Here is a 24,293-nt window from a genome sequence, read left to right as displayed (position 1 = left end):
TATAAAAATTAAGTTATTGTAATTCCAGTTTTTATTATTCATTTTAATTCATAAAAACGACATATTTAATGGATTTTTATCATAAATGCCTGCTTGATATTTCTCACTAAATTGAAAAAGTACAAGCATGCATTCAGTCTCTTATGAAGTTTTAAGCAGCTGAGGTGAAAGGGTCTGAATGGCTTGATAGTGAGTTAAAAAGACATTCCCACTCAAATGTTTCAATAGTTTTGAGCTTTGCAGTCGATCCATCACAGGACCTTTAACTTCGGACAAATGCAGTTGAATGTTTTGCTTGGCCAATTCTAGATTAATATCTTCCAGCATTTCTAAAGCACTCAAGTCGATACTACTCACACTGGAGCAATTAATCACCACATGAGCTAACTCAGGTTGTTGGCTCACAGCATTGATCAGCTCGCCTTTCAATATATTGGCATTTAAGAAGGTTAGACTTTCATCTATACGCATTGACAGTACTTGTGCCGTCGTCTGAACTTGATGGCGTTCAACATTGCGAAAATGTTGCGTCCCCTCGACCAAGCCAATCACAGCAATATGTGGCCGGCTAATCCGCCAAAGCAACAAAATAAAGGTTGAGATCATGCCAATGATCAGGCCAGTTGAAATATCGATACAGACAACACCAAAAAAGGTAATCCACATCGCGATACCATCTGCTTTGGAATACTTCCATGCTTCGATGAAGGGTTTAAAGTCCACAAGTTTCCATATGGAGACGATAATTGTTGCAGCCAAAATAGCTAAAGGAAGGTCTTGAAAGAAACCTGTAAAGTATAAGCTCACTACAATAATCAACAGCGAAGAGAGCACACCCGCCATAGGGGTCTGAGCGCCTGCATCTGCATTAACGACAGTACGAGAAAGGCTGCCTGTTACAGGAAAGGCCGAACTGAAACCTGCACTGATATTGGCTAACCCCAAAGCGATAAGTTCTTGGTTGCTATTGAGTTGACTTCGATTTTGTAAAGCCGTGGCTTGAGCAATGGAAAGTGATTCAACAAAACTGATCATCGCGATCATGGTTGCACCTGGCAAAAGTTGCAGAACTAAAGTCCAGTTCCAATACGGCATATCGAGTGGAGGCATACCAGATGGAATGATTCCGACGGTTTTGATTCCAAGCGTTTGCAGTTGGAAAAAATAGACCAAGGCAATCGAGGCAACCACTAAAAATAAAGGAATAGTACGCGAAAGTAATACGGTCGATCCGAACCAACCTTTTAAGGTATTAGTATTCAGCAGCTTTGGTACATAAATTAAAAATACGATTGCGCACAGTCCAAACAGCAGCGTACCTATATGAGTCAAACTGATGTATTGCCAAACACTTACCACAAACTCGGGGATATTATTGGCTTTTAAAGGCAGATCGACAATAAACTTCAACTGACCCAACGCAATCAGCAAAGCAGATGCAATAATGAAACTTTGGATGACGGGGTGGCTAATCAGTTGGATGAGGAAACCAAAGCGAAATAAACCCAACAGTAGGGAAATGATACCGACCATTAGTGCTAATAAACATGCCGCTTGTATATAAACTGGTGAACCAACTTCAAACATCGAGTTCAAAGTCGCAAAGGTCATCATCGAAATGATGGCAACAGGGCCAATAGAAAGTGTGGGACTGCCACCAATGATGGCATAAATAATCATTGGGATAATGCTGGCATATAACCCAGTGATTGGTGGTAAGCCTGCCAACATGGCATAGGCCATGCCTTGAGGTACCAACATGGCAATGACGATAAAAGATGCAAGTAAATCTGACTTAAACGTAGGCGCGTCATAGTGCTTAAGCCACTGCCATGCGGGGAGATAATGGATTAGACGACGATTCCAATCAGACATAAAACAATCTAAATCATAAATATAGATATATTATGCATAAAAAATGCTAAGAAGTCTTAGCATTCGTTTTCATAGCACAGAAAATATAGAGTGATTTGGTTTAGAGACGTGGTTTTGGGCAGTACAAGCTATACAAAGTATTTAAAACTTCAATCATGCGTTCATCTTTAATGGAGTAATAAATTTGCTTACCATCACGGCGCGTATTTACCACATCACTTTTACGTAACATCATTAATTGTTGAGAAAGAGTCGGCTGTTTGATGTCGGTAATTTCTTCAATTTGAGAAACATTCAGTTCTTGTTGCGACAAATGACACAAAATTAATAAACGATCAGTATTGGCTAGAGATTTTAAAATACTCACAACAACTTCAGCAGAGTCGCGCATAGACGTTATTTCAAGTCCTGTGTTCATTTAAAACCTACTCATAAAACAAAACAACTGTGTGCTTAGTATAAAACCAAGCCGTTCATAATGCTGTCTTTTCAAGTCCAATATGCATGGCTTTTAGTGAAATAAAATATTAGCTAAAGTTATATATACTTAATATTTACATCAAAATTAGTTATTCGAAATATTACTTAAGTTCTCGATATTTATATAATTTAAGCCGATTTTTTAAATTAAAAACTCATTCTTTATGATTATTTATAATAAGCTTTGAATATTTTATCATATAGAGCATTAAAATCATAATTACAGAGCTTTTTAAAAAATTCATTATAAATTTAAAAAATACAAACATTTATTAAAAGGCATAATTATTGCTAGATAATATTTTTGACCAAAAAGTAAACTTTGAGATGAATGTACAAATTTTTCCATCCCATATAGATGATGCTGATTATGTGGTCTTATCATCGGGTTTAGGTGGACATGCGCAGTTTTGGCAGCCACAAATTCAAGACCTACAAACCAAATTTCATGTCCTAACTTACGATCAAGAAGGTTGCCATGAAAACAGTACATTATTAAAACCAGATTATTGTATACGCGATTTGGGCCAGCAGCTTTTGCTGATTTTAAAGCAACAACATATTCAACGGTTTCATTTTATCGGCCATGCACTGGGTGGTTTTATTGGTGCGGAGTTGGCATCCTTATGCCAATCGACCGAGTATCAGATGTTGTCAATCACGATTTTAAATGGGTGGGACACGTTAGATGCGCATACCTATAAATGCTTTGAAACCCGAATTAATCTTTTAACATGTGCAGGCACAGAGGCTTATGTCAAAGCACAGGCCTTGTTTTTATATACACCAGCTTGGATTTCAGCAAATATAGAAAGTATTCAAAAACAAGAACAGTTTCAAATTCAAAACTTTCCACCGCATGAAAATGTATTGCGACGGCTAAGTGCTTTAATGGACTTTGAACTGAGCGAGGAGGTACGAGCCGCTTTGCAGAATATACCGATGCATTTGATTGCAAACCAAGATGATTTCCTTGTGCCTTACCAACGCTCACAAAACCTAAAACGGTTGTTTCCGCATGCACAGTTGACTCTTTTAAAGCAGGGCGCTCATGCAGCGACTGTAACCGAAACAGTCGTGATGAATAAGGAAATGTTGGCTTTTTTAACAGTGCTGGAAAGTTTAGTTTAGATTATCGATTGTTTAATTTGGCTTTATAAATTGAAGGTGTATAGGTTTTGAAATCTATACACCTTTTTTATTTAGGCTAAAAATATAAAAACTCTAGTTTGGATCACTTACCGCACAATCATTGATCACTCCTCACAGAGATAGTGCATAAAATAAAAACTAATTTTACTTTTTGGTAAAAAATAAAATTAATTAAAAATATTTAATATATTGAAAAATAATAATAAATAATAGTTGGCATAGCTTGTGCAAATATATTTTTATCAAACTAAAGGTTAAAAGTCTTGCTGTATTTAGCCTTTGATGTTCTGCGAATAATGAAATAAGTGTAGAGGATAAACGAGATGAAAATAGGTGTATTTTGCCCGATTGGAAATAATGGCTGGCTGCTTTCGGAAACCGCGCCACAGTACATGCCTTCATTTGAACTAAACAAAAAAATTGTTCAACGTGCTGAGCATTATGGTTTTGACTTTGCTTTGTCGATGATCAAACTGCGTGGCTTTGGCGGGAAAACAGAGTTTTGGGATCATAACCTAGAAACATTTACCTTGATGGCTGGGCTCGCTGCGGTGACAAGTAAAATCCAAATCTATGCAACAGCTGCGACGTTGGTGATGCCGCCTGCAATTGTGGCACGAATGGCGTCAACCATTGATTCCATTTCAAATGGTCGTTTTGGTTTAAATGTCGTGACAGGCTGGCAAGCACCCGAATATACGCAAATGGGGATGTGGCCAGGAGATGAATATTTTGCACAGCGCTATGAATATCTTTCTGAATATGTAGAAATTTTGCGTGAACTCTGGGCGACAGGTCGTTCAGATTTTAAAGGAGAGCATTTTACTATGCAGGACTGCCGTGTGAGCCCACGTCCACAAGCGGATATGAAGATTATCTGTGCGGGTCAGTCTGATACAGGTCTTGAATTTTCTGCCAAATATGCCGATTACAACTTTGTTTTCGGTAAAGGGCTGAATACACCGACAGCCTATGCAGAAATCAATGAGCGCTTAAAACAGCAAACCGATAAAACAGGGCGTGATGTACAAACCTATGTGCTGTTTATGGTGATTGCTGCAGAAACCGATGAAGAGGCGCATGCGAAATGGCAAACATATAACGCTGGTGCGGATATGGAGGCGATTAATTGGCTAATGAACCAAGGTGGTAAAGATACCAAATCTGGAACAGATACCAATATTCGCCAAATGGCCTCTTCGGTTTCGCCTGTGAATATCAATATGGGAACGTTAGTCGGTTCGTTTGAACATGTTGCACACATGTTAGATGAAATTGGTGAAATTCAGGGGACTGAAGGTATTTTGCTTACCTTTGATGACTTTGTTCAAGGGGTCGAAGACTTTGGTCAGCGTATACAACCTTTGATGAAATGCCGTGAACATATCGTGGTTGAAGCGGATGCGCCACGCGTTGTTTTGGAGAAAAGCGCATGAATGAATCTATAGTCTGTGCAGAATTTACTAAACAAAGCCTGTACGCAAAAACATTAAAAGCAGAACCCGAACAGATTGCTTTAGCACCTGAACACACTGCATTGATTGTGATTGATATGCAAAATGCCTATACCTCAGTAGGTGGCTATTTGGACTTGGCCGGGTTTGATGTATCTAAAACCAAACCTGTGGTTGAAAACATTCAAAAAACCATTACTGCTGCACATGCAGCTGGCATTCAGGTGATTTACTTTAAAAATGGTTGGGATGACCAGTACCGTGAAGCAGGAGGGAGTGATTCACCAAACTTCCATAAGTCGAATGCTTTAAAAACCATGCGCAAAAATCCAGAGCTGCAGGGAAAACTACTGGCAAAAGGTGGTTGGGATTTTGAGTTGATTGATGCACTCAAGCCTGAACCACAAGATTTAGTCATAGAAAAGCCTCGCTATAGTGGATTCTTTAATACTGCGTTGGACAGTATGTTGCGGGTGCGAGGAATCCGAAATTTAGTTTTTGTCGGTATTGCGACCAATGTCTGTGTCGAGTCGACTTTAAGGGATGGTTTTTTCTTGGAGTATTTTGGAGTCGCTCTTAAAGATGCGTGCTATCAAGCTGGGCCTATCGAGGTGCAAGAAGCAAGTCTCTATAACATCAAAACCTTTTTTGGTTGGGTGTCTGATACACAAAATTTTGTGAATACCTTTCAAACTTCAGGCAGTCAAACACTGGCAAAAACAGCATAAGTCATACATACGAAAGATAGAGGAAACCTCATGCCTAAAGAAATTATTGTGCCTGAAGGCACAGCGAAACCACTTGCACCATTTGTACCTGCAACTAAGTCTGACAATATCGTTTATGTATCAGGCACCTTGGCCTTTGATGAACACAACAACGTTGTTCACGTTGGTGATGCAGCAGCACAGACTCGACATATTTTAGAAACCATTAAACGAGTCCTTGCAACCGCAGGTGGCACAATGGATGACGTCACTTTTAATCATGTTTTTGTGAAAGATTGGGCCGATTATGGCGCGATTAATGCTGTATATGCCGAGTATTTTCCAAACGATAAACCTGCACGCTATTGCGTACAGACTGGACTGGTCAAGCCAGAGGCTTTGGTTGAAATCGCTTCGGTTGCACATGTGGCTTAAGTGGAATAATCAAATTTTAATGCCCTGATATACGATTTTTTAGGGCATGGAGAATACGATGAATGCAAAACTGATGAATCAAGATCAAGTTGAAACCATGCTGAATAACAAAGCACCAGAGGCAATGGGTGAGTCGATGCTGGATCAACACACGTTTCGTCAAGGTATGGCGAATCTGGGGGCTGCGGTCAATGTGATTACAACAGATGGAGGGGCAGGTCAGGCAGGCTTTACGGCATCGGCAGTATGTAGTGTGACCGATACACCGCCAACGTTGTTGGTGTGTTTAAACCGTTCAGCCTCGGTGTTTGAGACGTTTAAAACCAATCAAGTGTTATGTGTAAACACGTTGTCGAGTCAGCAACAACACTTATCTAATCTGTTTGGGGGGAAAACGCCAATGCCCGAACGTTTTGCTCAAGGCACATGGTCCACACTGTTGACCAATGCACCTGTATTGGAGGATGCCTTGGTGAGCTTTGATTGTGAAGTGGTACAGACTATGTCTGTAGGTAGCCATGACGTGCTGTTTTGCCAAGTCAAAGCCATGAAGCAAAGTTATGGACTAAATGCGCTGATGTATTTTAACCGTGGTTACTGTGAGCCATTACCAATGTGCTAATTCAAAAATTCCTACTTTTACAAGGAGGGGAAACCCATGCAAACAAAAGAATCGTGGTTTCCAAAATTTGAGCCTTATCAAGGCGATTTAGATACAACGCCTGTGCAAACAGATGAATATTTACCCGCAGGAAAAAGCATTATTTTGGGGTTACAACATGCTTTTGCCATGTTCGGTGCAACCGTACTTGCCCCATTGCTGATGGGCTTTGATCCGAATCTAACGATCTTCATTACAGGCATTGGTACGATACTCTTCTTCCTCATGACCGGTGGACGTATGCCAAGTTATTTGGGGTCAAGCTTTGCGTTCATTGGAGCAGTGGTCGCAGTTACGGGTTATACAGGTGTTGGAGCAAACCCAAATCTTTCTTTAGCACTGGGTGGAACCATTGCGTGTGGAGTGTTGTACGCGTTAATTGGCTTAATTGTGATACGCACTGGTACGGCATGGATTGAAAAGCTGATGCCACCTATTGTGACAGGCGCCATCGTGATGATTATTGGCTTACACCTTGCACCAGTTGCGATCAAAAGTGTGTCAGCCAATCAGTTTGACTCTTGGATGGCGTTAATCACGATTATTTGTATCAGTGTCATTGCGGTATTTACCAAAGGTATGGTGCGCCGTTTACTGCTACTTTTAGGCTTAGTTGCATCGTATTTTATTTATTTTTTACTCACTAATGTCATGGGTTTTGGTACTGCAATTGACTTTGCAAAAGTCGGTCAAGCAGCATGGTTTGGTTTACCAACTTTCCACAGCCCAACCTTTGATGTAAACGCCATGATGTTGATTGCACCCGTTGCGATTATTTTAGTGGCGGAAAACTTAGGACATTTCAAAGCTGTATCGGCGATGACGGGGAAAAATTTGTCTCCTTATATGGGGCGCGGTTTCTTTGCAGATGGCGTATGTACCACACTGTCTGCTTCAGTTGGTGGCACAGGGATGACCACCTATGCTGAAAACATTGGAGTGATGGCAGTCACTAAAGTTTATTCAACCACAATCTTTGTTTTTGCAGGTGTATTTGCGATTTTACTGGGGCTTTCGCCTAAGTTTGGCGCAGTGATTAGCACAATTCCCGTTGCACTCTTGGGTGGTGCATCCATTGTGGTTTTTGGTTTGATTACCGTTGCTGGCGCAAAAATTTGGGTCGATAACAAAATTGATTTGACCAAGAACAGTACTTTAATGATTGGTGCAGTGTGTCTGATTATGGGAACTGGTAATTACAGCTTACAAATTGGTAGTTTTGACCTAGGTGGTATTGGCACTGCAACACTAGCAGCCATTCTGCTTAATCTTTTCTTGAACCGAGGCAGTGAGAAAGAGCCAGTCGTAGAAAAGTCGGACGATCAAATTAATAGCACTATTGCACACAGTTAGGAGTACGTTTTGAGTCTAAATATTGCATTTATAGGACTTGGGGCAATGGGTTGGCACATGGCCTCCCATTTGCCAAAACTGGGTCATCCTGTTTGGGTGTGGAATCGCACAGCGGAAAAAGCGTCTTCACATGCGCAAACCTTTGGTACTTTGCAGGTTGAACTTCAACAAGCGATGCAAGCCGGTGTGATATTTTCATGCTTACCGACCAGTGCAGATGTTGAAGCGTTAATTGCGTTACATCCACCCAAATCTGGAAGTTTATGGGTGGATTGTACCAGTGGCGTGCCTGAGTCTGCGCAGCGAATTTCCACTGATTTGGCAGCACGTGGAGTAACTTACTTAGATGCACCTGTTTCGGGTCAAACCATTGGTGCTGAACGCGGTACTTTGACGGTTATGGTGGGTGGTAATATCGCTGGATTTGAAAGGGCAAAACCTATTATTCAGGCATTTTCGGGGCTGATTGAATACGTCGGGGAAAGTGGTGCAGGCTTTGCGGTCAAAGCGGTAAATAATACGCTTATGGCAACGCATTTATGGGCACTGTCTGAAGGCATGTCTATTTTGAAGCATCAAGGCGTTGACTTAGCTAGAGCATTGAGTTGTATTAATCACTCCAGTGGTAAAAGTACCATGTCTGAAACGGTGATGGCGCAAAAAGTTTTGAGCCGCACTTTTCAAAAAACTTTTGCTTTAAACCTGTTGCAAAAAGACATTGGTATTGCGGTGGATCTGGCCGAAGAAGGACAGATGAAAACACCTATTTTTCAAATGGCACAAGAACTGTTCTTAAAAACAGATCGAGAACAGGCTGCACAAGTAGATTTTAGCGCGGCCGTTACACAGTTAGAAAAGTGGAATAGTGTAAGGCTCGTTTAAGCTGGTCGCGCGGGAGAAAAGCATGGGAAAACTCATGCTTTTTCTGTTTAAGTGATTTATTTATCAAATAAAAACATAAGCCCGACCAAATGTCAGTTTGCATTTAAAAATCAGGGTATGATAATGAGTGGATCATTAAAAACAACATAGGAAACATTGGTATGAGTACTGACTCAGCTTTTCCAACGCCTAATAATTTAGGGATAGCGGTTTATAGTAATAATGCAGAAGCGATTGGTAACACACCATTGGTTCGTATTAACCGAATTATACAAAGTCCAGCCACCGTTTTAGCCAAAGTTGAAAGCCGTAACCCTGCATTTTCAGTAAAATGTCGTATTGGGGCTGCGCTGATTGCGGATGCGGAAGCACGCGGTGTGCTGAAAGCGGGAATGCACATTGTCGAACCAACCAGTGGCAATACAGGCATTGCTTTGGCATTCGTTGCTGCTGCAAAAGGTTATGCGTTAACTCTAACTATGCCATCAAGCATGAGTATCGAACGCCGCAAGGTGATGAAAGCTTTGGGTGCGAACTTGGTTCTCACCGACCCTGCAAAAGGGATGCGCGGTGCGGTAGAAGAAGCACAGCGTTTGTTGGATGAAAATCCAGACACTTATTTTTTGCCACAACAGTTTGAAAACCCAGCAAACCCAGCTATTCATGAAGCAACGACTGGCCCAGAAATTTGGGAAGCAACAGGCGGTAAAGTTGATATTTTAGTTGCAGGTGTAGGGACGGGCGGTACGATCTCAGGGATTTCAAGTTATTTTGAAAAAGTAAAAAAACAAGCCCTGTACTCAGTTGCGGTAGAACCTGCTGAATCACCGATTATTGGTCAAACCAAACGTGGTGAAACTTTGACGCCTGGACCACATAAGATTCAGGGCATTGGCGCTAACTTTATTCCTAAAAACTTAGACCTGGACTTGGTCGATGAAGTGATGCCAATTGATGCTGCAACAGCAATTGATTGGGCGCGTAAAACAGCAAGCCAAGAGGGTATTTTGGTGGGTATTTCAAGTGGTGCCGCGATGGCAGCAGCAGCTGAACTTGCAGCACGCCCTGAAAATGCAGGTAAAACCATTGTGGTGATTTTACCTGATGGTGGTGAACGTTATTTATCTTCAGTTTTGTTTGAAGATATTTCTGCAGACTAATTTGCTGTATGAAAAAAAAGCTAAACATAAAATGTTTAGCTTTTTTTATACCGTTTAGAAACTTAAAGGGCTGCATGTGAAATTTTATCGGGTGTCATGAGGGCTTGGTTGACATACAGTTTAATCAGACGCTCACGTGAACCGATTGATTTTTGATAATGCGTTGAATTGAGTAACAATGACGCACCGTAGGTCACTGTCCATACATAAGATAAATAGTCACGAATGGACATTGCGCTGTCTAAAGACTTTAAGTAGTCAGAGGTCATGTCTTTAATTTCGATAATACGTTGCTCACGTATTTGATAGAGCTTCTCAAAAAGTTCTTTGAGTTTACGTTCGTTATTGGTTAAACGTTCTTCAATAACGTGCAGTAAAATCGTACGGTTCGAGTTCAACATATTATAAAGCATGTATTCGGAAACATACGTTTTAATATCATTGTTATGCTTTTGAGAAATCTCTAGCAGGCGAGTTTCATTTAAGATAATCAGCTCTAAATAAAGTTGATTTTTACTTTTGAAATGCTTGTAGATCGTACCCTTCGCAATATCGAGTTCCGTTGCTAATTCGCTTAAGGTGATGTCTTGATTATTGTCTAATAATAAAGTCTCAGCCATGGCTAAAATTTTCTCTTTGCGTAATAGAAAATTTTGTTGGCGTACTGAAGTCATTGGCTTATTCCAGTGTATTCCATGAGAACTATAGAGAGGCTATTGAACTTGGTTGAAAATGAAAATTCAACTAAGGTCTTGGATATTACTACAATCGTTTTAAAAATATCCACTTGTTCAACAATAGAAATAAATACAGGTGCATTTTCGCATTTCGTTGTCAATAAATCTGATCTCTAGAGATCAAATTTGGGCCATTGCATTCCTTTTTCGTGATTTTTACACTATTGTCAGTATAGCCACTGTGTTCTTAGAGACGAGAACCTTTAGTGCTAAGGCCTCGAATGCAGTGCGGGTTGATAAATAGATCATCTGTCGTATGGATCGATGTCTTATTCACGTGTGTTTATTTTAATGTCTTTATAGATGACTTGCTTTGAGACGGTAGCACTATTAAAAACATTAAAATAAGATCTGAAACGATTAACCCCTTTGTAATATGAAAAAATAGATAGGGAATGTTTTTAAGTCTCTTAATTAGGCTTAAAGCAAATAAACCGCAAAAAAGGATGAAATAGAAAATGATTGTTATTGTAGACGGTGTACGTACAGCAATGGGTGGTTTTCAAGGTTCACTGTCAAGCTGTACCGCACCTGAACTTGGTGCGGTGACAATTAAAGAAGTGTTAAACCGTTCTGGCTTACAGCCGACCGATGTGGATGAAGTGATCTTTGGTTGTGTACTTCCAGCAGGTTTAAAACAAGGCCCTGCACGTCAAGCAATGCGTATGGCGGGTCTACCTGACTCAACGGGTGCAACAACTATCAATAAAATTTGTGGCTCTGGTATGAAAGCCGTCATGCAAGCGGCTGATGCGATTAAAGCGGGTTCAGCTGAGATTGTAGTGGCCGGTGGTATGGAGTCAATGTCAAATGCGCCGTACTTACTTGAAAAAGCACGCGCGGGTTACCGTATGGGACATGGTAAAACCACCGATCACATGTTCCAAGAAGGTTTAGAAGATGCTGAAACAGGTTTGTCGATGGGTGTACTTGCTCAAGAAATGGCAGATAAAAAAGGCTATACCCGTGAGCAGCAAGATCAGTATGCCATTGGTTCTTTAAATAAAGCCGTTGCTGCGATTCAAGGTGGTTTCTTTAAAGATGAAATCGTGCCTGTGACGGTGAGTAGCCGTAAAGGAGATGTTGTGGTTGATCAAGATGAACAGCCGCTCAATGCCAAAGTGGATAAAATTCCAACTTTACGTCCGGCATTTAAAAAAGACGGCACGATTACCGCGGCAAATTCGAGTTCTATTTCGGATGGTGCTTCTGCATTGGTTGTAACTTCATCCGAAGTGGCTGACGCACGTGGTCTTAAGCCATTGGCAAAAGTTGTGGCTTATGCAAGTAATTCCCAGCATCCATCTGAGTTCACCATTGCCCCTGTAGGTGCCATTGAGAAAGTTTTAGCCAAAGCAGGCTGGTCTGCGAGTGATGTAGATCTGTGGGAAGTCAATGAAGCATTTGCGATGGTCACAATGCTTGCAATTGATGGTTTTCATTTAGACCCTGCTAAAGTCAATGTGAATGGTGGCGCTTGTACACTTGGTCATCCATTGGGTTCGTCTGGTTCACGTATTATCGTGACTTTACTGCATGCCTTGAAACGTACTGGTGGGAAAAAGGGTGTAGCTGCTTTATGTATTGGTGGTGGTGAGGCGACTGCTATTGCCGTCGAGCTGCTGGACTAAAACTGTAAATATTCTTAGCTATGCCTGTGAAGAAAATGATTTAAATAGCTATAATTCGGCATGGTTGATTTCATCAAAGGTTCGATTGATTCGGGCCTTTTTTGTTTTGTAAAATACATGCAGATTAAGAGACATATACTTTCAGGAAAAGCATCCATTGTTCAGTATAACTAAAGGTATAATTAATGTACTTATATTGCTGAAACGTCTGATATTAGACATAGATGCTTATAAAAGTAAGTTTTGAGCATTGGATCATCGCTATAATGGGTAGATGATGGATCGTCTACCATCACCATACATATAAGGAACATTTTTTTCGTGTTTGAACTGGACTGTAAATTACTCAGTATCTTTTTTTACGTTTATAAGTTTAAAAGTGTGTCACTGGCGGCTGATCATTTAGAAATGAGTCAACCGACGGTGAGTAACATTCTGAATAAAATTCGCCAACATTATAATGATCCGTTATTTTTGCGGATTGGCAATGAAATGGTGCCGACTGAGCTGTCGAAACAGTTATTTCCATTGGTCAGTGAGGCTTTAAACAAGGTTGAAATCATCAATAACTTTACGATTGATTTCGACCAAGCCACTTCACAGCAACAGTTTAGTTTGGCCATGACCGATGTTTCACATTTGGTGTTGTTGCCGAAAATTTCGCAATACTTAAAGAAACATGCGCCGCATATTCGTTTGAATATCCGTCCGATCACCTCTGAAACCAGTTATCAAATGGCAAATGGTGAGATTGATTTGGCGCTGGGTTTTTTACCTCAATTGGAAAATGGCTTTTATCAACAGCAACTGTTCGAGCAGTATTATGTGGTGATTGCTGCCAAAGATCATCCGCGTTTGACAGGTGACAGTATCAGCACAGCACAGTACTTGGCTGAGTCACATATCGATATTGATGCGGGCATGGGGCATTACCATATTGAAAACGAACTGCTTAATTTAGAACTAAAACGTGACATTTTAATGCGTTTACCGAGCTATTTAGGGGTAGGCTTGGTGGTACAAGAAACCGATGCAATTGCGACAGTCCCGTATTATTTAAGTGAAGTGCTGCTTTCACGTGGCAATTTAAAGATCTTCAATGCGCCAATTGCCTTCCCAAGTTATGGGGTGAAACAGTATTGGCATATGTCTTGTCATCACAAAACCAGTCATCAGTGGCTGCGTCACATGTTCCATGAAATTTTAATGAAGTAATTCTTAAAGTTTGATGCTTTTTAGTGCGCATAGCAAAAATATGCGTGCTTGAAATCTAAAGTGCCCATTTATTGCTCATAAATAGTGTTACGAAGTTTAAAAATCGTAATACTAAATTGGCACAGCCTTTGCATCGTCTAATCTGAAAGAGTGATCTAGGGTTCCGATACATATCTATTTTATGTATGTCTGCGACCGAGAGTTCACGGTTCGAAAGAGCTACACGGAGGGATAAAAGCCCGGGAGGTAAACAGTTACGATTTAGGCAGAGGCGCATGAGCACAATAACTTATCACGACGATAACGCACTATGGACTGAACTTTTACCGGGTGGGCATCACTGGTCTGGGCGTATTCAACGCGGCACCGTTTTACAGTTCCAAGCATTGGGAGCACAAGCCAACGTTTCACTTTTCTGTGTCAACAGCGAAGACAAGCTCGAACGCTTTAATATGCCCGATAGCTTAAAGGCACAGCACACAGCATTTCTAAGTACAGGACATGTGTTGTATTCAGACTTAGGTCGGGTTATGGCCTCAATTGTTCACGATGATCATGGTTGGAATGATGCCTTAAGTGGTCCGAGCCGCACAGAACAGATCCAAAAACAATTCGGCACTCAAACTTTCCAAGATACACGAAATGAGATGTTTCGGAGTGGACGCGACAGCCTGTTACTTGAAATGACCAAGTATTCATTAGGTCAAGCCGACCTGTCAGCTACGGTCAACCTATTCTCTAAAGTTCGCCCTGATGATGCAGGCAACTTATCTTATATCGATGTCGATAATACCCATCAAACTATTGAACTGCGTTTTGAGATGGACTGTCTGGTGTTCTTATCTGCTGCGCCACATAGTTTGAGCCAAGCAGCAAAGTATCAGCCTGCCGATATTCAAATGCGCTTATTCAAAGCCTCCACTTTAGCAGTACACGATGTCTGTCGTGACTCATGCCCACAAAACCAACGCGGTTTTCAAAACAACGCACGTTATTACGCATTTGATGCTGCTTAAGCCCAAGGAGAATACGCATGACCAGTTTACAAGCATTTGATCAAACCGTTTTAAATGAAGTATGTCCAGCGGGTGAGGCATGGATGTGTGAAGTCCAGAAAGGGCAATATTTCCGCATTATTGACCTCGAAGGCAACCAAGCAGTCGATACTTTATTTATTTCTGCGAACAATCCTGAAGAACGTTACAGCGCAACCGATACTTTAGCCATTAATCAGCAGATTTATCTCGAAAAAGGCACAGCTCTATATACCAACTATGGCAACAAAATCGCCACGATCCATGATGATAACTGTGGTCGTCATGACACCTTGGGCGGTGCTTGTTCATGTGAGAGTAACACCGTACGTTATGCACATGACACATTTCCGATGCATAGTTGCCGTAATAACTTTATGACAGCTTTGGCTTTGCACCCTATCGCGAAAAAACATGGACTAAATGTTCGTCATATTGGGCCGAATATTAACTTCTTTATGAATGTACCCGTGAGTAGTGATGGGCATCTCAAGTTTGACGATGGAATATCGGCGCCGGGTAAATATGTTGAAATTCAAGCAGAGATGGATCTCATCGTGCTGATTTCTAACTGCCCACAACTGAACAACCCCTGTAATGCCTATAACCCGACTAAAATTCAACTGATTGTACATGAAGGCAAGGAGTAATCAGCATGTTTAAAAAAGTTCTCATTGCTAACCGTGGGGCAATTGCCTGCCGAGTAATTCGTACATTAAAGAATTTAGGCATTAAGTCTGTTGTGGTGTATTCAGAAGCAGATCGTGATTCCTTACATGTGACTTTGGCTGATGAAGCGGTATTTATTGGTGATAGCCCAGCCAGTCAAAGTTATTTAAATATTGAAAAAATCTTACAGGTCGCGAAAGAAGCAGGTGCTGAAGCCATTCATCCGGGCTATGGTTTCCTATCTGAAAATGCGGAGTTTTGTGATTTATGCGAGTCACAGGGCATTGTGTTTCTAGGGCCGAATTCTGCACAAATGCGTAGTTTTGGCTTAAAGCATACTGCGCGCGAACTTGCCATTCAGGCGAACGTGCCATTGTTACCGGGGAGCCAACTTTTAGCAGACGAAGCGGAAGCACTGATCGAAGCAAAGCGTATCGGTTATCCCGTGATGCTGAAAAGTACCGCAGGTGGTGGCGGTATTGGTATGCGTTTGGTGTGGAATGAAGCAGAGCTTAAAGATGCTTATGCAACGGTATCTTATTTGGCACAAGCGAACTTTAAAGATGCAGGTTTGTATTTAGAAAAGTTTGTGGAAAATGCGCGTCATATTGAAGTCCAAATTTTTGGTGATGGTCAAGGTTTGGTTCTGGCTTTGGGAGAGCGGGACTGTTCAGTACAGCGCCGTAACCAAAAGGTAATCGAGGAAACTCCTGCACCACATTTAAATGATGAACAACGTGCTTATATTCAAGCTGTTGCCGTTGAGTTGATGCAGTCGGTGAATTACCGTTCGGCAGGTACGGTTGAATTTGTGATGGATACTGACACCCAGCAATTCTATTTCTTAGAGGTGAATACACGTCTACAAGTTGAACATGGCGTGACTGAACAAGTGTTTGGTGTAGACCTTGTGGAATGGATGGTCACTTTAGGTAGTGGTGACTGGACTGCACCAACAGAGGTGCTTAGATCTAAAGGCCATTCGATCCAAGTCCGTTTATATGCCGAAGATCCAATTAAGAACTTTCAACCCAGTGCTGGCTTACTGACCTATGTCGAGTTTGACCCACAAGCGCGTAATGAAACATGGGTAGAAACGGGTTCAAATGTGTCTTCCTTTTATGATCCGATGATTGCCAAAATCATTGTGACCCGCGAGAACCGTGAAAGTGCAATTCAGGCCATGAGCGATACTTTGGCAAAAACCTCAGTGGCAGGAATTGAAACCAATCTTGAGTATTTACAAAATATTATTGACTGTGAAGTGTTTAAAGCAGGGACACAGACTACACGTTTCTTAAATACTTTTGAGTGGAAAACCCAAAAAGTTGAGGTATTACAGTCCGGTATTCAAACGTCAATACAAGATGTGGCGGGTCGTTTGGGTTATTGGGATGTTGGTGTTCCACCATCAGGTGCGATTGATCCACTATCGTTAAATGTAGCCAATCAACTATTGGGGAATCCATTTAATAACGCGGCGTTAGAATGTACATTACAAGGCCCAACTTTAAAGTTTCACTGTGATAGTCAAATCGTGATTACGGGTGGCGACATGCTTGCGACATTGGATGGTGTTGATGTTGCCATGTGGCAGACCTTTAATGTTAAAAAAGGGCAAATTCTTAAAACGGGTAAAATCACCACAGGTTGTCGCAGTTATATTGGCATTAAAGGCGGATTTAATGTACCTAGATACTTAGGCTCGCAAGCGACTTTTACTTTAGGTCAGTTTGGTGGTCATGCAGGACGCAATTTACTCATTGGAGATATGTTGCCTATTACGGCTTATAGCTCGGTAGAAACTGTTGCACTTAGTGCAGCACAGGTGCCGAGCTTTAGCCAGACTTGGAACATTGCAGTGATGTACGGACCGCATGGTGCGCCAGACTTTTTCACCAAACGAGATATTGAGCGCTTCTTTGAGCAAGAATTTGAAATTCACTTTAACTCAAGCCGTACAGGCATTCGTTTAGTGGGTGAAAAACCTGAATGGGCACGTACCGATGGTGGTGAGGCAGGGCTGCACCCTTCGAATATTCATGATAATGCTTATGCCATTGGCGCGATTGATTTCACTGGAGATATGCCAATTATTTTAGGACCCGATGGTCCAAGCTTGGGTGGTTTTGTTTGTCCTGCGGTGGTGGTTAGCTCAGAACTATGGAAAATTGGTCAGCTTAAAGCGGGCGATAAAGTTAAATTTATCCCAATTTCTTATGATCAAGCACAAGTATTAAATCAAAAATATAGCGCAGCGTTAACAGCGGATACGACTGAAAATGTAGAATTTTCTCCAAGCCTTCATGCTGAAATGGAGACCTTATCAGATGCCGTTTTAGCGACATTAAAAGGTGAGAACGCTAGACCTGATGTAAGCTATCGTCCCGCAGGTAATAGTTATCTGTTGGTTGAATATGGAGAGTTGGTTTTAGATCTCAATTTACGCTTCCGTATTCATGCTTTAATGCAATGGGTTAAAGACCAAAGTATCGAAGGGATTATAGACTTAACACCGGGTATTCGTTCACTGCAAATTCATTTTGATTCATTGGTGCTAGATCAAAAACATTTATTATGCCTTTTACAGCAAGCAGAAAGTGAATTGCCTGATGTGACCGCAATGGAAGTGCCTTCGCGCACAGTCTATTTGCCTTTGGCTTGGGAGGACTCACAAACTCAGTTGGCGACTGAACGTTATATGCAAACAGTCCGTCCAGATGCGCCGTGGTGTCCTGACAATATTGAGTTTATTCGTCGTATCAATGGTCTAGACTCAAAGCAAGCAGTGAAGGATATCGTATTCAGCACCAATTATTTGGTGATGGGTTTGGGGGATGTGTACTTGGGTGCACCTGTGGCAACGCCGCTGGACCCACGTCATCGTTTAGTAACTACCAAATATAATCCTGCACGCACTTGGACGCCTGAAAATGCAGTCGGTATTGGTGGCGCATATATGTGTGTCTATGGTATGGAAGGCCCGGGCGGTTATCAGTTTGTTGGACGTACAACCCAAATGTGGAGTCGTTACCGCAAAAATCCAGACTTTGAACAAGAAAAACCATGGCTACTGCGCTTCTTTGATCAAATTAAATTTTACGAAGTGTCTGAAACAGAACTGATGCAAATGCGGGAAGACTTTAAAGCGGGGCGCTTAAAGCTTCGTGTAGAAGATGGGGTTTTAAATCTAAAAGAATACAATGACTTCCTCATTGAAAATGCAGCATCCATTTCAAGTTTTAAAGCGGTACAGCAAACGAACTTTGAATATGAACGCCGTCGTTGGCATGAGGCAGGTTTGGCTGAACATGTTTCTGATAGTCTAGATGCGGTGTTAGACGACAGTGAAATTCAAATTCCTGAAGGTGGCTGTGCAGTCGAGTCGCATATGCCGGGTTCTATTTGGAAAATTGAATGTACCTCTGGAGACATTGTGGAAGAAGGGGCAACTTTGGCCGTGATTGAAGCCATGAAAATTGAAATTCCCATTATTGCACCTGAGCGGATGAAGGTTGAAACCATTACCATTGAAAAAGGGCAAACGGTAAAAACAGGTCAGGTGCTGTTTACACTGGCACCGGTAGCTTAAATTCAAATATCACGACATACAAAAAAGACTGCTTAAGCGGTCTTTTTTGATTCTGAAAGTAGGATTTGTCTAGTGCTGACAATAAATCGTTTTGTTAAATTAAGATTGCAATGCATAGCAAAAAATAGATTGTTATGAAATGGTTATAAAATGATGTTTTGAATCAAAATATGCTAATTTAGTGGGACGCTTAAAAAACATTATGGCTTGTATGAAAAAAACATTACTCGGCATGTTATTCATGTTAACTTCATCAGTGCTTATGGCAAATACGCCAAGTCAGGCTGAGGATACTCAAGCATCAAATCAAAATAATATTCGTGTAACGACTCGCCCTGAAATTGTGGGCTTATGGGGAATGGAAATTCCAAATAATCGTAAATGCGTTGAATACTATAATTTTAAAAGTAATAGTGATGTTGTGATTAAAAGTGGGGAAGAATGGTCTACGGGAATTTATGATTACCAGCCATCTACCGATAAAAATGTGCAACTGCCTGCTTTAATTTTACAGGTCAAATTTGACAATAACCAAGTGGATTGTTCTGGGTCTCAAGAAGATCAGACTGGTGAAATGTCTCAGTATTTTGTGAAATGGCAAAGTCCATCGACCATTAATTTTTGTGCCAATGATAAGGCACAACAATGTTTTGCAACACTACGTCGTGTACTACCTTAATTAGTTGTTTTACAAATAAAAAAACCGCGATTTATCGCGGTTTTTTTATTTAAGGATCAAGACAATTACTTATCTTGATTGCCTTCAATTTGCTTTAACAAGTGCTTTTCAAGGTAGTGAATATCCATCGCTTGTTCACAGAATTTTTCATCTTGAAGAATCAAATCTTTATGCAATGGAATATTGGTTTTAATACCGGTCAAAATCATTTCATCAAGTGCTTGGCGCATGCGAGCAAGTGATGTTTTACGATCCTTACCGTGTGCGATCAGCTTTGCAATCATCGAGTCATAGTAGGGCGGAATGCTATAGCCTTGATAGATATGTGAATCAAGACGAATACCTGCACCACCTGGCACATAAAAATTCTCAATTTTACCTGGTGAAGGTAAGAAGGTCGTTGGATCTTCAGCATTGATACGGCATTCAATCGCATGGCCTTTGACTTCAACTTGATTTTGTTCAATTTCAAGACCTAAGCCACCAGCAATGCGGAGCTGTTGTTCAATAATGTCGATACCTGTCACCATTTCAGTTACAGGGTGTTCAACTTGAACACGTGTATTCATCTCAATAAAGAAGAATTCACCATCTTCAAACAAGAACTCGAATGTACCTGCACCGCGGTACTGCATTAATTTACAAGCATTTACGCAAGCTTCTAAAATGTCAGCACGTGCTTGTTCAGGTAAATTTGGCGCTGGCGCTTCTTCTAACACTTTCTGATGGCGACGCTGTAAAGAGCAGTCGCGGTCATAGAGGTGAATCGCGTGGCCATTACCGTCGGCAAGAACTTGGACTTCAACGTGACGAGGTGTTTGTAGGAAACGTTCCATATACACCGTGTCATCGCCAAACCACATTTCAGCATCACGCTGTGCGGCTTGAACGGATTCAAGCAGGGTATCGACACGTTCTACAATACGCATACCACGACCACCACCACCAGAAGCAGCTTTCACGATCAATGGGAAGCCAATTTCTTTAGCTTCAGCCAGTGCATTTTGCGGTGTAACCGCATTTGCAGAACCCGGTACAGTTGGAACACCTGCTTTACGCATTGCAGTAATCGCAGAAACTTTGTTACCCATCAAACGAATATGTTCAGGGCGTGGTCCAATAAAAATAAAACCTGAGTTTTCTACAATTTCAGCAAATTCAGCATTTTCTGATAAGAAGCCATAACCTGGGTGAATGGCATCTGCACCTGAAATTTCAGCCGCTGTAATAATGGCAGGAATATTCAAGTAGCTTTCGCTGCTTGCACCCGGTCCAATACATACTGCTTCATCTACAAAACGTAGGTGCATTAAGTCTTTGTCGGCATCTGAATAGATCCCTACAGTCTTAATCCCTAAAGTTTTGCAGGCACGGGTGATGCGCAGGGCAATTTCACCACGGTTTGCAATTAAAACTTTTTGCAACATTATAAGTCCCCGTCTATTACGCGCGGTAGCGGAATAATGGTTGACCGAATTGGATCACTTCGCCGTTTTTCACTAAAATTTCTTCAACCACACCGCTTTGCGTTGCTTCAATCGGGTTCATGATTTTCATTGCTTCGATAATACCAAGTGTTTCACCAGCAGTGATGGTTTGACCAACTTTAACAAATGGCGCTTCACCTGGGCTTGGAGCCGCGTAAAACACACCAACCATTGGAGAGGTTTCTACAGCACCACGTGGTGTTTTAGCCGCTGGAGCTTGAGCAACAGGAGCTGCCATAGCAACAGCAGCACCAGCTGCAACAACTGGACTACGACGAGTCAGCGCAATCGATTGATCGCCTTCTTTAACTTCAATCGCTTGTAAGTCAGATTCAATCATCAGGTCGATGAGTTTCTTGATTTTACGAATATCCATGTGACAGTATTCCTAATTATGATTGCGTAGAGGGTTGAATTTTAGTGAGAGCGTAATTGAGCGCAGCGCTATAACCTTGAGCACCTAAGCCACAAATAACGCCAACGGCTTTATCTGATAAATATGAATGATGTCTAAACGCTTCACGCGCATGAACATTCGATAAATGAACTTCAATAAATGGGATGGCTACACCAAGCAGGGCATCACGTAGAGCAACAGAGGTATGCGTGAGTGCAGCAGGGTTAATAATAATAAATTGGACGCCATTCGCTTGGGCTTGATGAATACGGTCGACAATGGCACCTTCCCAATTACTTTGGAAAGTGTCGAGAGAAATTGAAGCATTTTCAGCTTGTGCAATGAGTTGCTGATTGATGTCGTTCAGCGTTAGAGAACCATATACTTCTGGTTCGCGCTTTCCTAGCAAATTTAGATTCGGTCCATGAATAACCAAAATGGTCGAACTCATTTAGCTTGCTCCATTTATAAATTGCAATAAATCTTTGCAAGATGGCTGCAAAGTTTGCGTATTATGGCATAAAGTTCTACATTTTTTTTATAGTTTGTTTGAATTGACGTAGATGCTTAGTGCCAAACTTCGGCAATATAATGTAAATTTTGCAAGGAATTGGCAATGTTAAAAGATTACAAATTTTCGGATTATTACTCTTTTTTACATTGTAAGCCAAATTGACCAAAAGCAGCAGATTTGTTTTCGTTTTGTGCCACAGGTACAACTCAAGTCTTGAAAAGAGGGCAACTCAGACTTCTTAGTCGGTAGCTCACTCTGCATCAGATCTAGATTAATTCTTATATGGCTAAAGTGTATATCAAAATAAAACTGGAGTCTGATATGGTTTGTATCTGGAGATGATCTGATAAATTTACTCTATCTATTTTGGCTGGCTTGACGACCATGATCAATTCAGTTACTAAGCTTTATTGGATCAACATTGAACTGGAAAATATCACTTTCATCAATTAAAACATTAACTTGTTACATTAAAGTGTAGATGAACACTTTTGTCTGTTGTTAACATCTATTTAGCTGATGTCATTAACTTTTAGCAAAAAACTGAAAAACTTGAAACAGTAAGAGAAAAATTCAGGTTTTTAACGGTGCTTTTCAGCATCCTTTTGGTTGAGAAACTTTGCCGTTAAATAAGCAAAAGACTGTAGAAAAATTGCTGAGTAGTAGAAAGTACTGAAAAAATATCCTCTTGTTGAGTATTGGCTTTTGCTGTGCGAGAAAATTTATAAAAGAAAACGATTGGCTATTTTGCTCATTTTAGCTGTGTAGATTCGGCTTTACATGATGGGATCTAGTGAGTTTAGGATTGGCAATAAGTGAAATTCCGAAGATATGATTTTGAAATCATAATAATTTCAGTTTGTTTTATATACAATTTTTGAGTTTTAATGATTTTAAGATGAAAAACAGAATGAGCTAAAGCCATTATCTTTTTAATGATGAGTTTTACGCATTCCTATCGCTTTCTTTAAATAGGTAAGAAAAAACAGCCCATGTAGGGCTGTTTTGAGTTCAGATCTAGACCATTAAGCAATAAAATCTAAAATGGCCTGATTGAAGGCTTTGGGCTGTTCGATATTTGAAATATGAGAGGCATCGATTTCAAATAGGGCACTACTTCGGATGTGATTCACCATGTACTGTGCATCTGAGACTGTTGTTACGGGGTCTTTAAGCCCAGCAATAACAAGTAAAGGTACGTGAATACTTTCGAGTTTTTCACGTAAATCCGCTTTAGCCAAAGCTTCACAGCAACTCGCATAACCTTCTGGGCTGCCAGCACCTAAGTCGTTTGAAAGCGCTGCTACAGTTGCTGCGTTGCTTTGGATAAAGGGTTCGGTAAACCAACGGCTCGCAGCCGTCGATGCAATGGGTTCTAGACCTTGGGTACGTACTAACGACGCGCGATCATTCCATGCTTGTTCATTGCCAATTTTGGCTGAGGTATTACATACAATGGCACGGTGAAAACGTTCAGGTTTATGAATAACTAACCACTGACCTGTAAGTCCGCCCATTGAGATACCGCAAAAAATGGCTTTCTCAATGTTTAAATGATCCAATAAATGTATCAGGTCTAGACCAAGTTGTTCAATATCATAAGGCCCTTGAGGTGCGGAAGACTGGCCATGCCCGCGAGTGTCATAGCAAATCACAAAATAGTTTTTCTGGAAAAAAGTAATTTGTGGTTTCCACATGTTGAAGTTTGTGCCTAGCGAGTTTGAAAAAACGATCGCAGGATTTTTGGGGTCACCAAAGGTCTGATAGTGAATTTCGGCATTGTTTGAAGTAAACCTTGGCATATGCTTTTCCTTAATTCATTAAAAATTTTGAGTGTTTCCACTGTTATTCTCAGCAAAAAGCGTTATGAGCAGAAACACCACGTCAGATTAGAAGGAGGATTAAACAAGCTGAATAATCATTGCAATGCCTTGACCGACCCCAATACACATCGAACACAAGGCATACGTGCCACCCGTTTGTTCTAACTGGTTTAGAGCTGTTGTCACCAAACGTGCACCCGATGCACCCAGTGGATGACCAATCGCGATTGCACCGCCATTTGGATTCACTTGGGTCGTATCGTCTGCCAGACCTAGGTCACGGGTAACGGCCAGTGCCTGTGCTGCAAAGGCTTCATTCAGTTCAATCACATCCATCTGCTCGATGCTGAGATTGG

General features: G+C 41.1%; 21 protein-coding genes, 1 pseudogene and 1 riboswitch. Of the genes and pseudogenes, 14 read left to right on the top strand and 8 right to left on the bottom strand.

The window, feature by feature from the left end:
- Positions 1-141: 141 nt before the first annotated feature.
- Positions 142-1,875 (bottom strand): sulfate permease, encoded by a 1,734-nt coding sequence (sulP, locus tag AXW61_RS14225; protein WP_062034821.1) that lies wholly within the window; start codon positions 1,873-1,875, stop codon positions 142-144.
- A 100-nt stretch (positions 1,876-1,975) separates the two neighbouring features.
- Positions 1,976-2,293 (bottom strand): metalloregulator ArsR/SmtB family transcription factor, encoded by a 318-nt coding sequence (locus AXW61_RS14220; protein ID WP_004693230.1) that lies wholly within the window; start codon positions 2,291-2,293, stop codon positions 1,976-1,978.
- Positions 2,294-2,682: 389 nt separating this feature from the next.
- On the opposite strand from AXW61_RS14220, the gene rutD reads away from it, so the two are divergent.
- The 8 genes from rutD (at position 2,683) to cysK (ending at position 10,159) form a co-directional block, all read left to right on the top strand.
- The gene (gene rutD / locus AXW61_RS14215) at positions 2,683-3,486 is read left to right on the top strand and encodes a pyrimidine utilization protein D (RefSeq protein WP_062034874.1); all 804 of its coding nucleotides are present in this window, start codon (positions 2,683-2,685) and stop codon (positions 3,484-3,486) included.
- 344 nt (positions 3,487-3,830) lie between these two features.
- Positions 3,831-4,943: a pyrimidine utilization protein A gene (gene rutA / locus AXW61_RS14210; RefSeq protein WP_062034820.1), complete on the top strand. Its 1,113-nt coding sequence runs from the start codon at positions 3,831-3,833 to the stop codon at positions 4,941-4,943.
- Positions 4,940-5,689, top strand: a complete 750-nt coding sequence (rutB, locus tag AXW61_RS14205; RefSeq protein ID WP_062034819.1) for a pyrimidine utilization protein B — start codon at positions 4,940-4,942, stop codon at positions 5,687-5,689. Before rutA ends, rutB begins: the two co-directional genes overlap by 4 nt.
- Positions 5,690-5,719: 30 nt before the next feature.
- Positions 5,720-6,103, top strand: coding sequence for a pyrimidine utilization protein C (gene rutC / locus AXW61_RS14200; RefSeq protein ID WP_062034818.1), 384 nt, complete (start codon positions 5,720-5,722; stop codon positions 6,101-6,103).
- Between the two features lie 97 nt (positions 6,104-6,200).
- Positions 6,201-6,725, top strand: a complete 525-nt coding sequence (gene rutF / locus AXW61_RS14195; protein ID WP_234956366.1) for an NADH-dependent FMN reductase RutF — start codon at positions 6,201-6,203, stop codon at positions 6,723-6,725.
- Positions 6,726-6,761: 36 nt separating this feature from the next.
- Complete coding sequence (rutG, locus tag AXW61_RS14190; RefSeq protein ID WP_062034816.1) at positions 6,762-8,117, top strand: pyrimidine utilization transport protein G; 1,356 nt, start codon at positions 6,762-6,764, stop codon at positions 8,115-8,117.
- A 9-nt stretch (positions 8,118-8,126) separates the two neighbouring features.
- A complete protein-coding gene (locus AXW61_RS14185; RefSeq protein WP_081408311.1) occupies positions 8,127-8,999 on the top strand; it encodes an NAD(P)-dependent oxidoreductase in 873 nt (290 codons plus the stop codon).
- A 161-nt stretch (positions 9,000-9,160) separates the two neighbouring features.
- Positions 9,161-10,159, top strand: coding sequence for a cysteine synthase A (gene cysK, locus AXW61_RS14180; RefSeq protein ID WP_062034814.1), 999 nt, complete (start codon positions 9,161-9,163; stop codon positions 10,157-10,159).
- 62 nt (positions 10,160-10,221) lie between these two features.
- On the opposite strand, the gene AXW61_RS14175 is transcribed toward cysK, so the two are convergent.
- Positions 10,222-10,833 (bottom strand): TetR/AcrR family transcriptional regulator, encoded by a 612-nt coding sequence (locus AXW61_RS14175; protein WP_004693224.1) that lies wholly within the window; start codon positions 10,831-10,833, stop codon positions 10,222-10,224.
- A 521-nt stretch (positions 10,834-11,354) separates the two neighbouring features.
- Here AXW61_RS14175 and AXW61_RS14170 point away from each other — a divergent pair.
- From AXW61_RS14170 to AXW61_RS14145, 6 genes are all read left to right on the top strand, one after another.
- On the top strand, positions 11,355-12,527 hold the full coding sequence (locus tag AXW61_RS14170; protein ID WP_062034813.1) for a thiolase family protein: 1,173 nt from the start codon (positions 11,355-11,357) through the stop codon (positions 12,525-12,527).
- A 321-nt stretch (positions 12,528-12,848) separates the two neighbouring features.
- On the top strand, positions 12,849-13,742 hold the full coding sequence (locus AXW61_RS14165) for a LysR substrate-binding domain-containing protein (protein ID WP_004979763.1): 894 nt from the start codon (positions 12,849-12,851) through the stop codon (positions 13,740-13,742).
- Positions 13,743-13,886: 144 nt separating this feature from the next.
- Positions 13,887-13,990, top strand: a riboswitch (guanidine-I (ykkC/yxkD leader).
- Between the two features lie 27 nt (positions 13,991-14,017).
- Complete coding sequence (locus AXW61_RS14160; protein WP_062034812.1) at positions 14,018-14,758, top strand: urea amidolyase associated protein UAAP1; 741 nt, start codon at positions 14,018-14,020, stop codon at positions 14,756-14,758.
- Positions 14,759-14,775: 17 nt separating this feature from the next.
- On the top strand, positions 14,776-15,426 hold the full coding sequence (locus AXW61_RS14155; protein ID WP_062034811.1) for an urea amidolyase associated protein UAAP2: 651 nt from the start codon (positions 14,776-14,778) through the stop codon (positions 15,424-15,426).
- Positions 15,427-15,431: 5 nt separating this feature from the next.
- Positions 15,432-19,037, top strand: coding sequence for an urea carboxylase (uca, locus tag AXW61_RS14150; protein WP_062034810.1), 3,606 nt, complete (start codon positions 15,432-15,434; stop codon positions 19,035-19,037).
- Positions 19,038-19,278: 241 nt separating this feature from the next.
- Positions 19,279-19,716: a hypothetical protein gene (locus tag AXW61_RS14145; RefSeq protein ID WP_224469288.1), complete on the top strand. Its 438-nt coding sequence runs from the start codon at positions 19,279-19,281 to the stop codon at positions 19,714-19,716.
- A gap of 65 nt (positions 19,717-19,781) precedes the next feature.
- Here the strand turns inward: AXW61_RS14145 and accC are convergent, their stop codons facing one another.
- From accC to AXW61_RS14120, 5 genes and pseudogenes are all read right to left on the bottom strand, one after another.
- Positions 19,782-21,143, bottom strand: a complete 1,362-nt coding sequence (accC, locus tag AXW61_RS14140; protein WP_062034809.1) for an acetyl-CoA carboxylase biotin carboxylase subunit — start codon at positions 21,141-21,143, stop codon at positions 19,782-19,784.
- 16 nt (positions 21,144-21,159) lie between these two features.
- Positions 21,160-21,579 carry an acetyl-CoA carboxylase biotin carboxyl carrier protein gene (gene accB, locus AXW61_RS14135; protein WP_062034808.1) on the bottom strand — a complete coding sequence of 140 codons (420 nt, stop codon included), beginning with the start codon at positions 21,577-21,579 and terminating at the stop codon, positions 21,160-21,162.
- A gap of 16 nt (positions 21,580-21,595) precedes the next feature.
- Positions 21,596-22,051, bottom strand: a complete 456-nt coding sequence (gene aroQ, locus AXW61_RS14130) for a type II 3-dehydroquinate dehydratase (RefSeq protein ID WP_062034807.1) — start codon at positions 22,049-22,051, stop codon at positions 21,596-21,598.
- Between the two features lie 1,088 nt (positions 22,052-23,139).
- Complete coding sequence (pcaD, locus tag AXW61_RS14125) at positions 23,140-23,916, bottom strand: 3-oxoadipate enol-lactonase (protein WP_062034806.1); 777 nt, start codon at positions 23,914-23,916, stop codon at positions 23,140-23,142.
- A 99-nt stretch (positions 23,917-24,015) separates the two neighbouring features.
- Positions 24,016-24,293: pseudogene (locus tag AXW61_RS14120) on the bottom strand (acetyl-CoA C-acyltransferase); the annotation flags it as partial.

Source organism: Acinetobacter sp. BMW17 (genome assembly GCF_001592855.1).
In the GTDB taxonomy this organism is placed as follows: domain Bacteria; phylum Pseudomonadota; class Gammaproteobacteria; order Pseudomonadales; family Moraxellaceae; genus Acinetobacter; species Acinetobacter johnsonii.
Note: the sequence above shows the minus strand (reverse complement) of the source record. Positions and strands in the feature narration are given on the sequence as shown.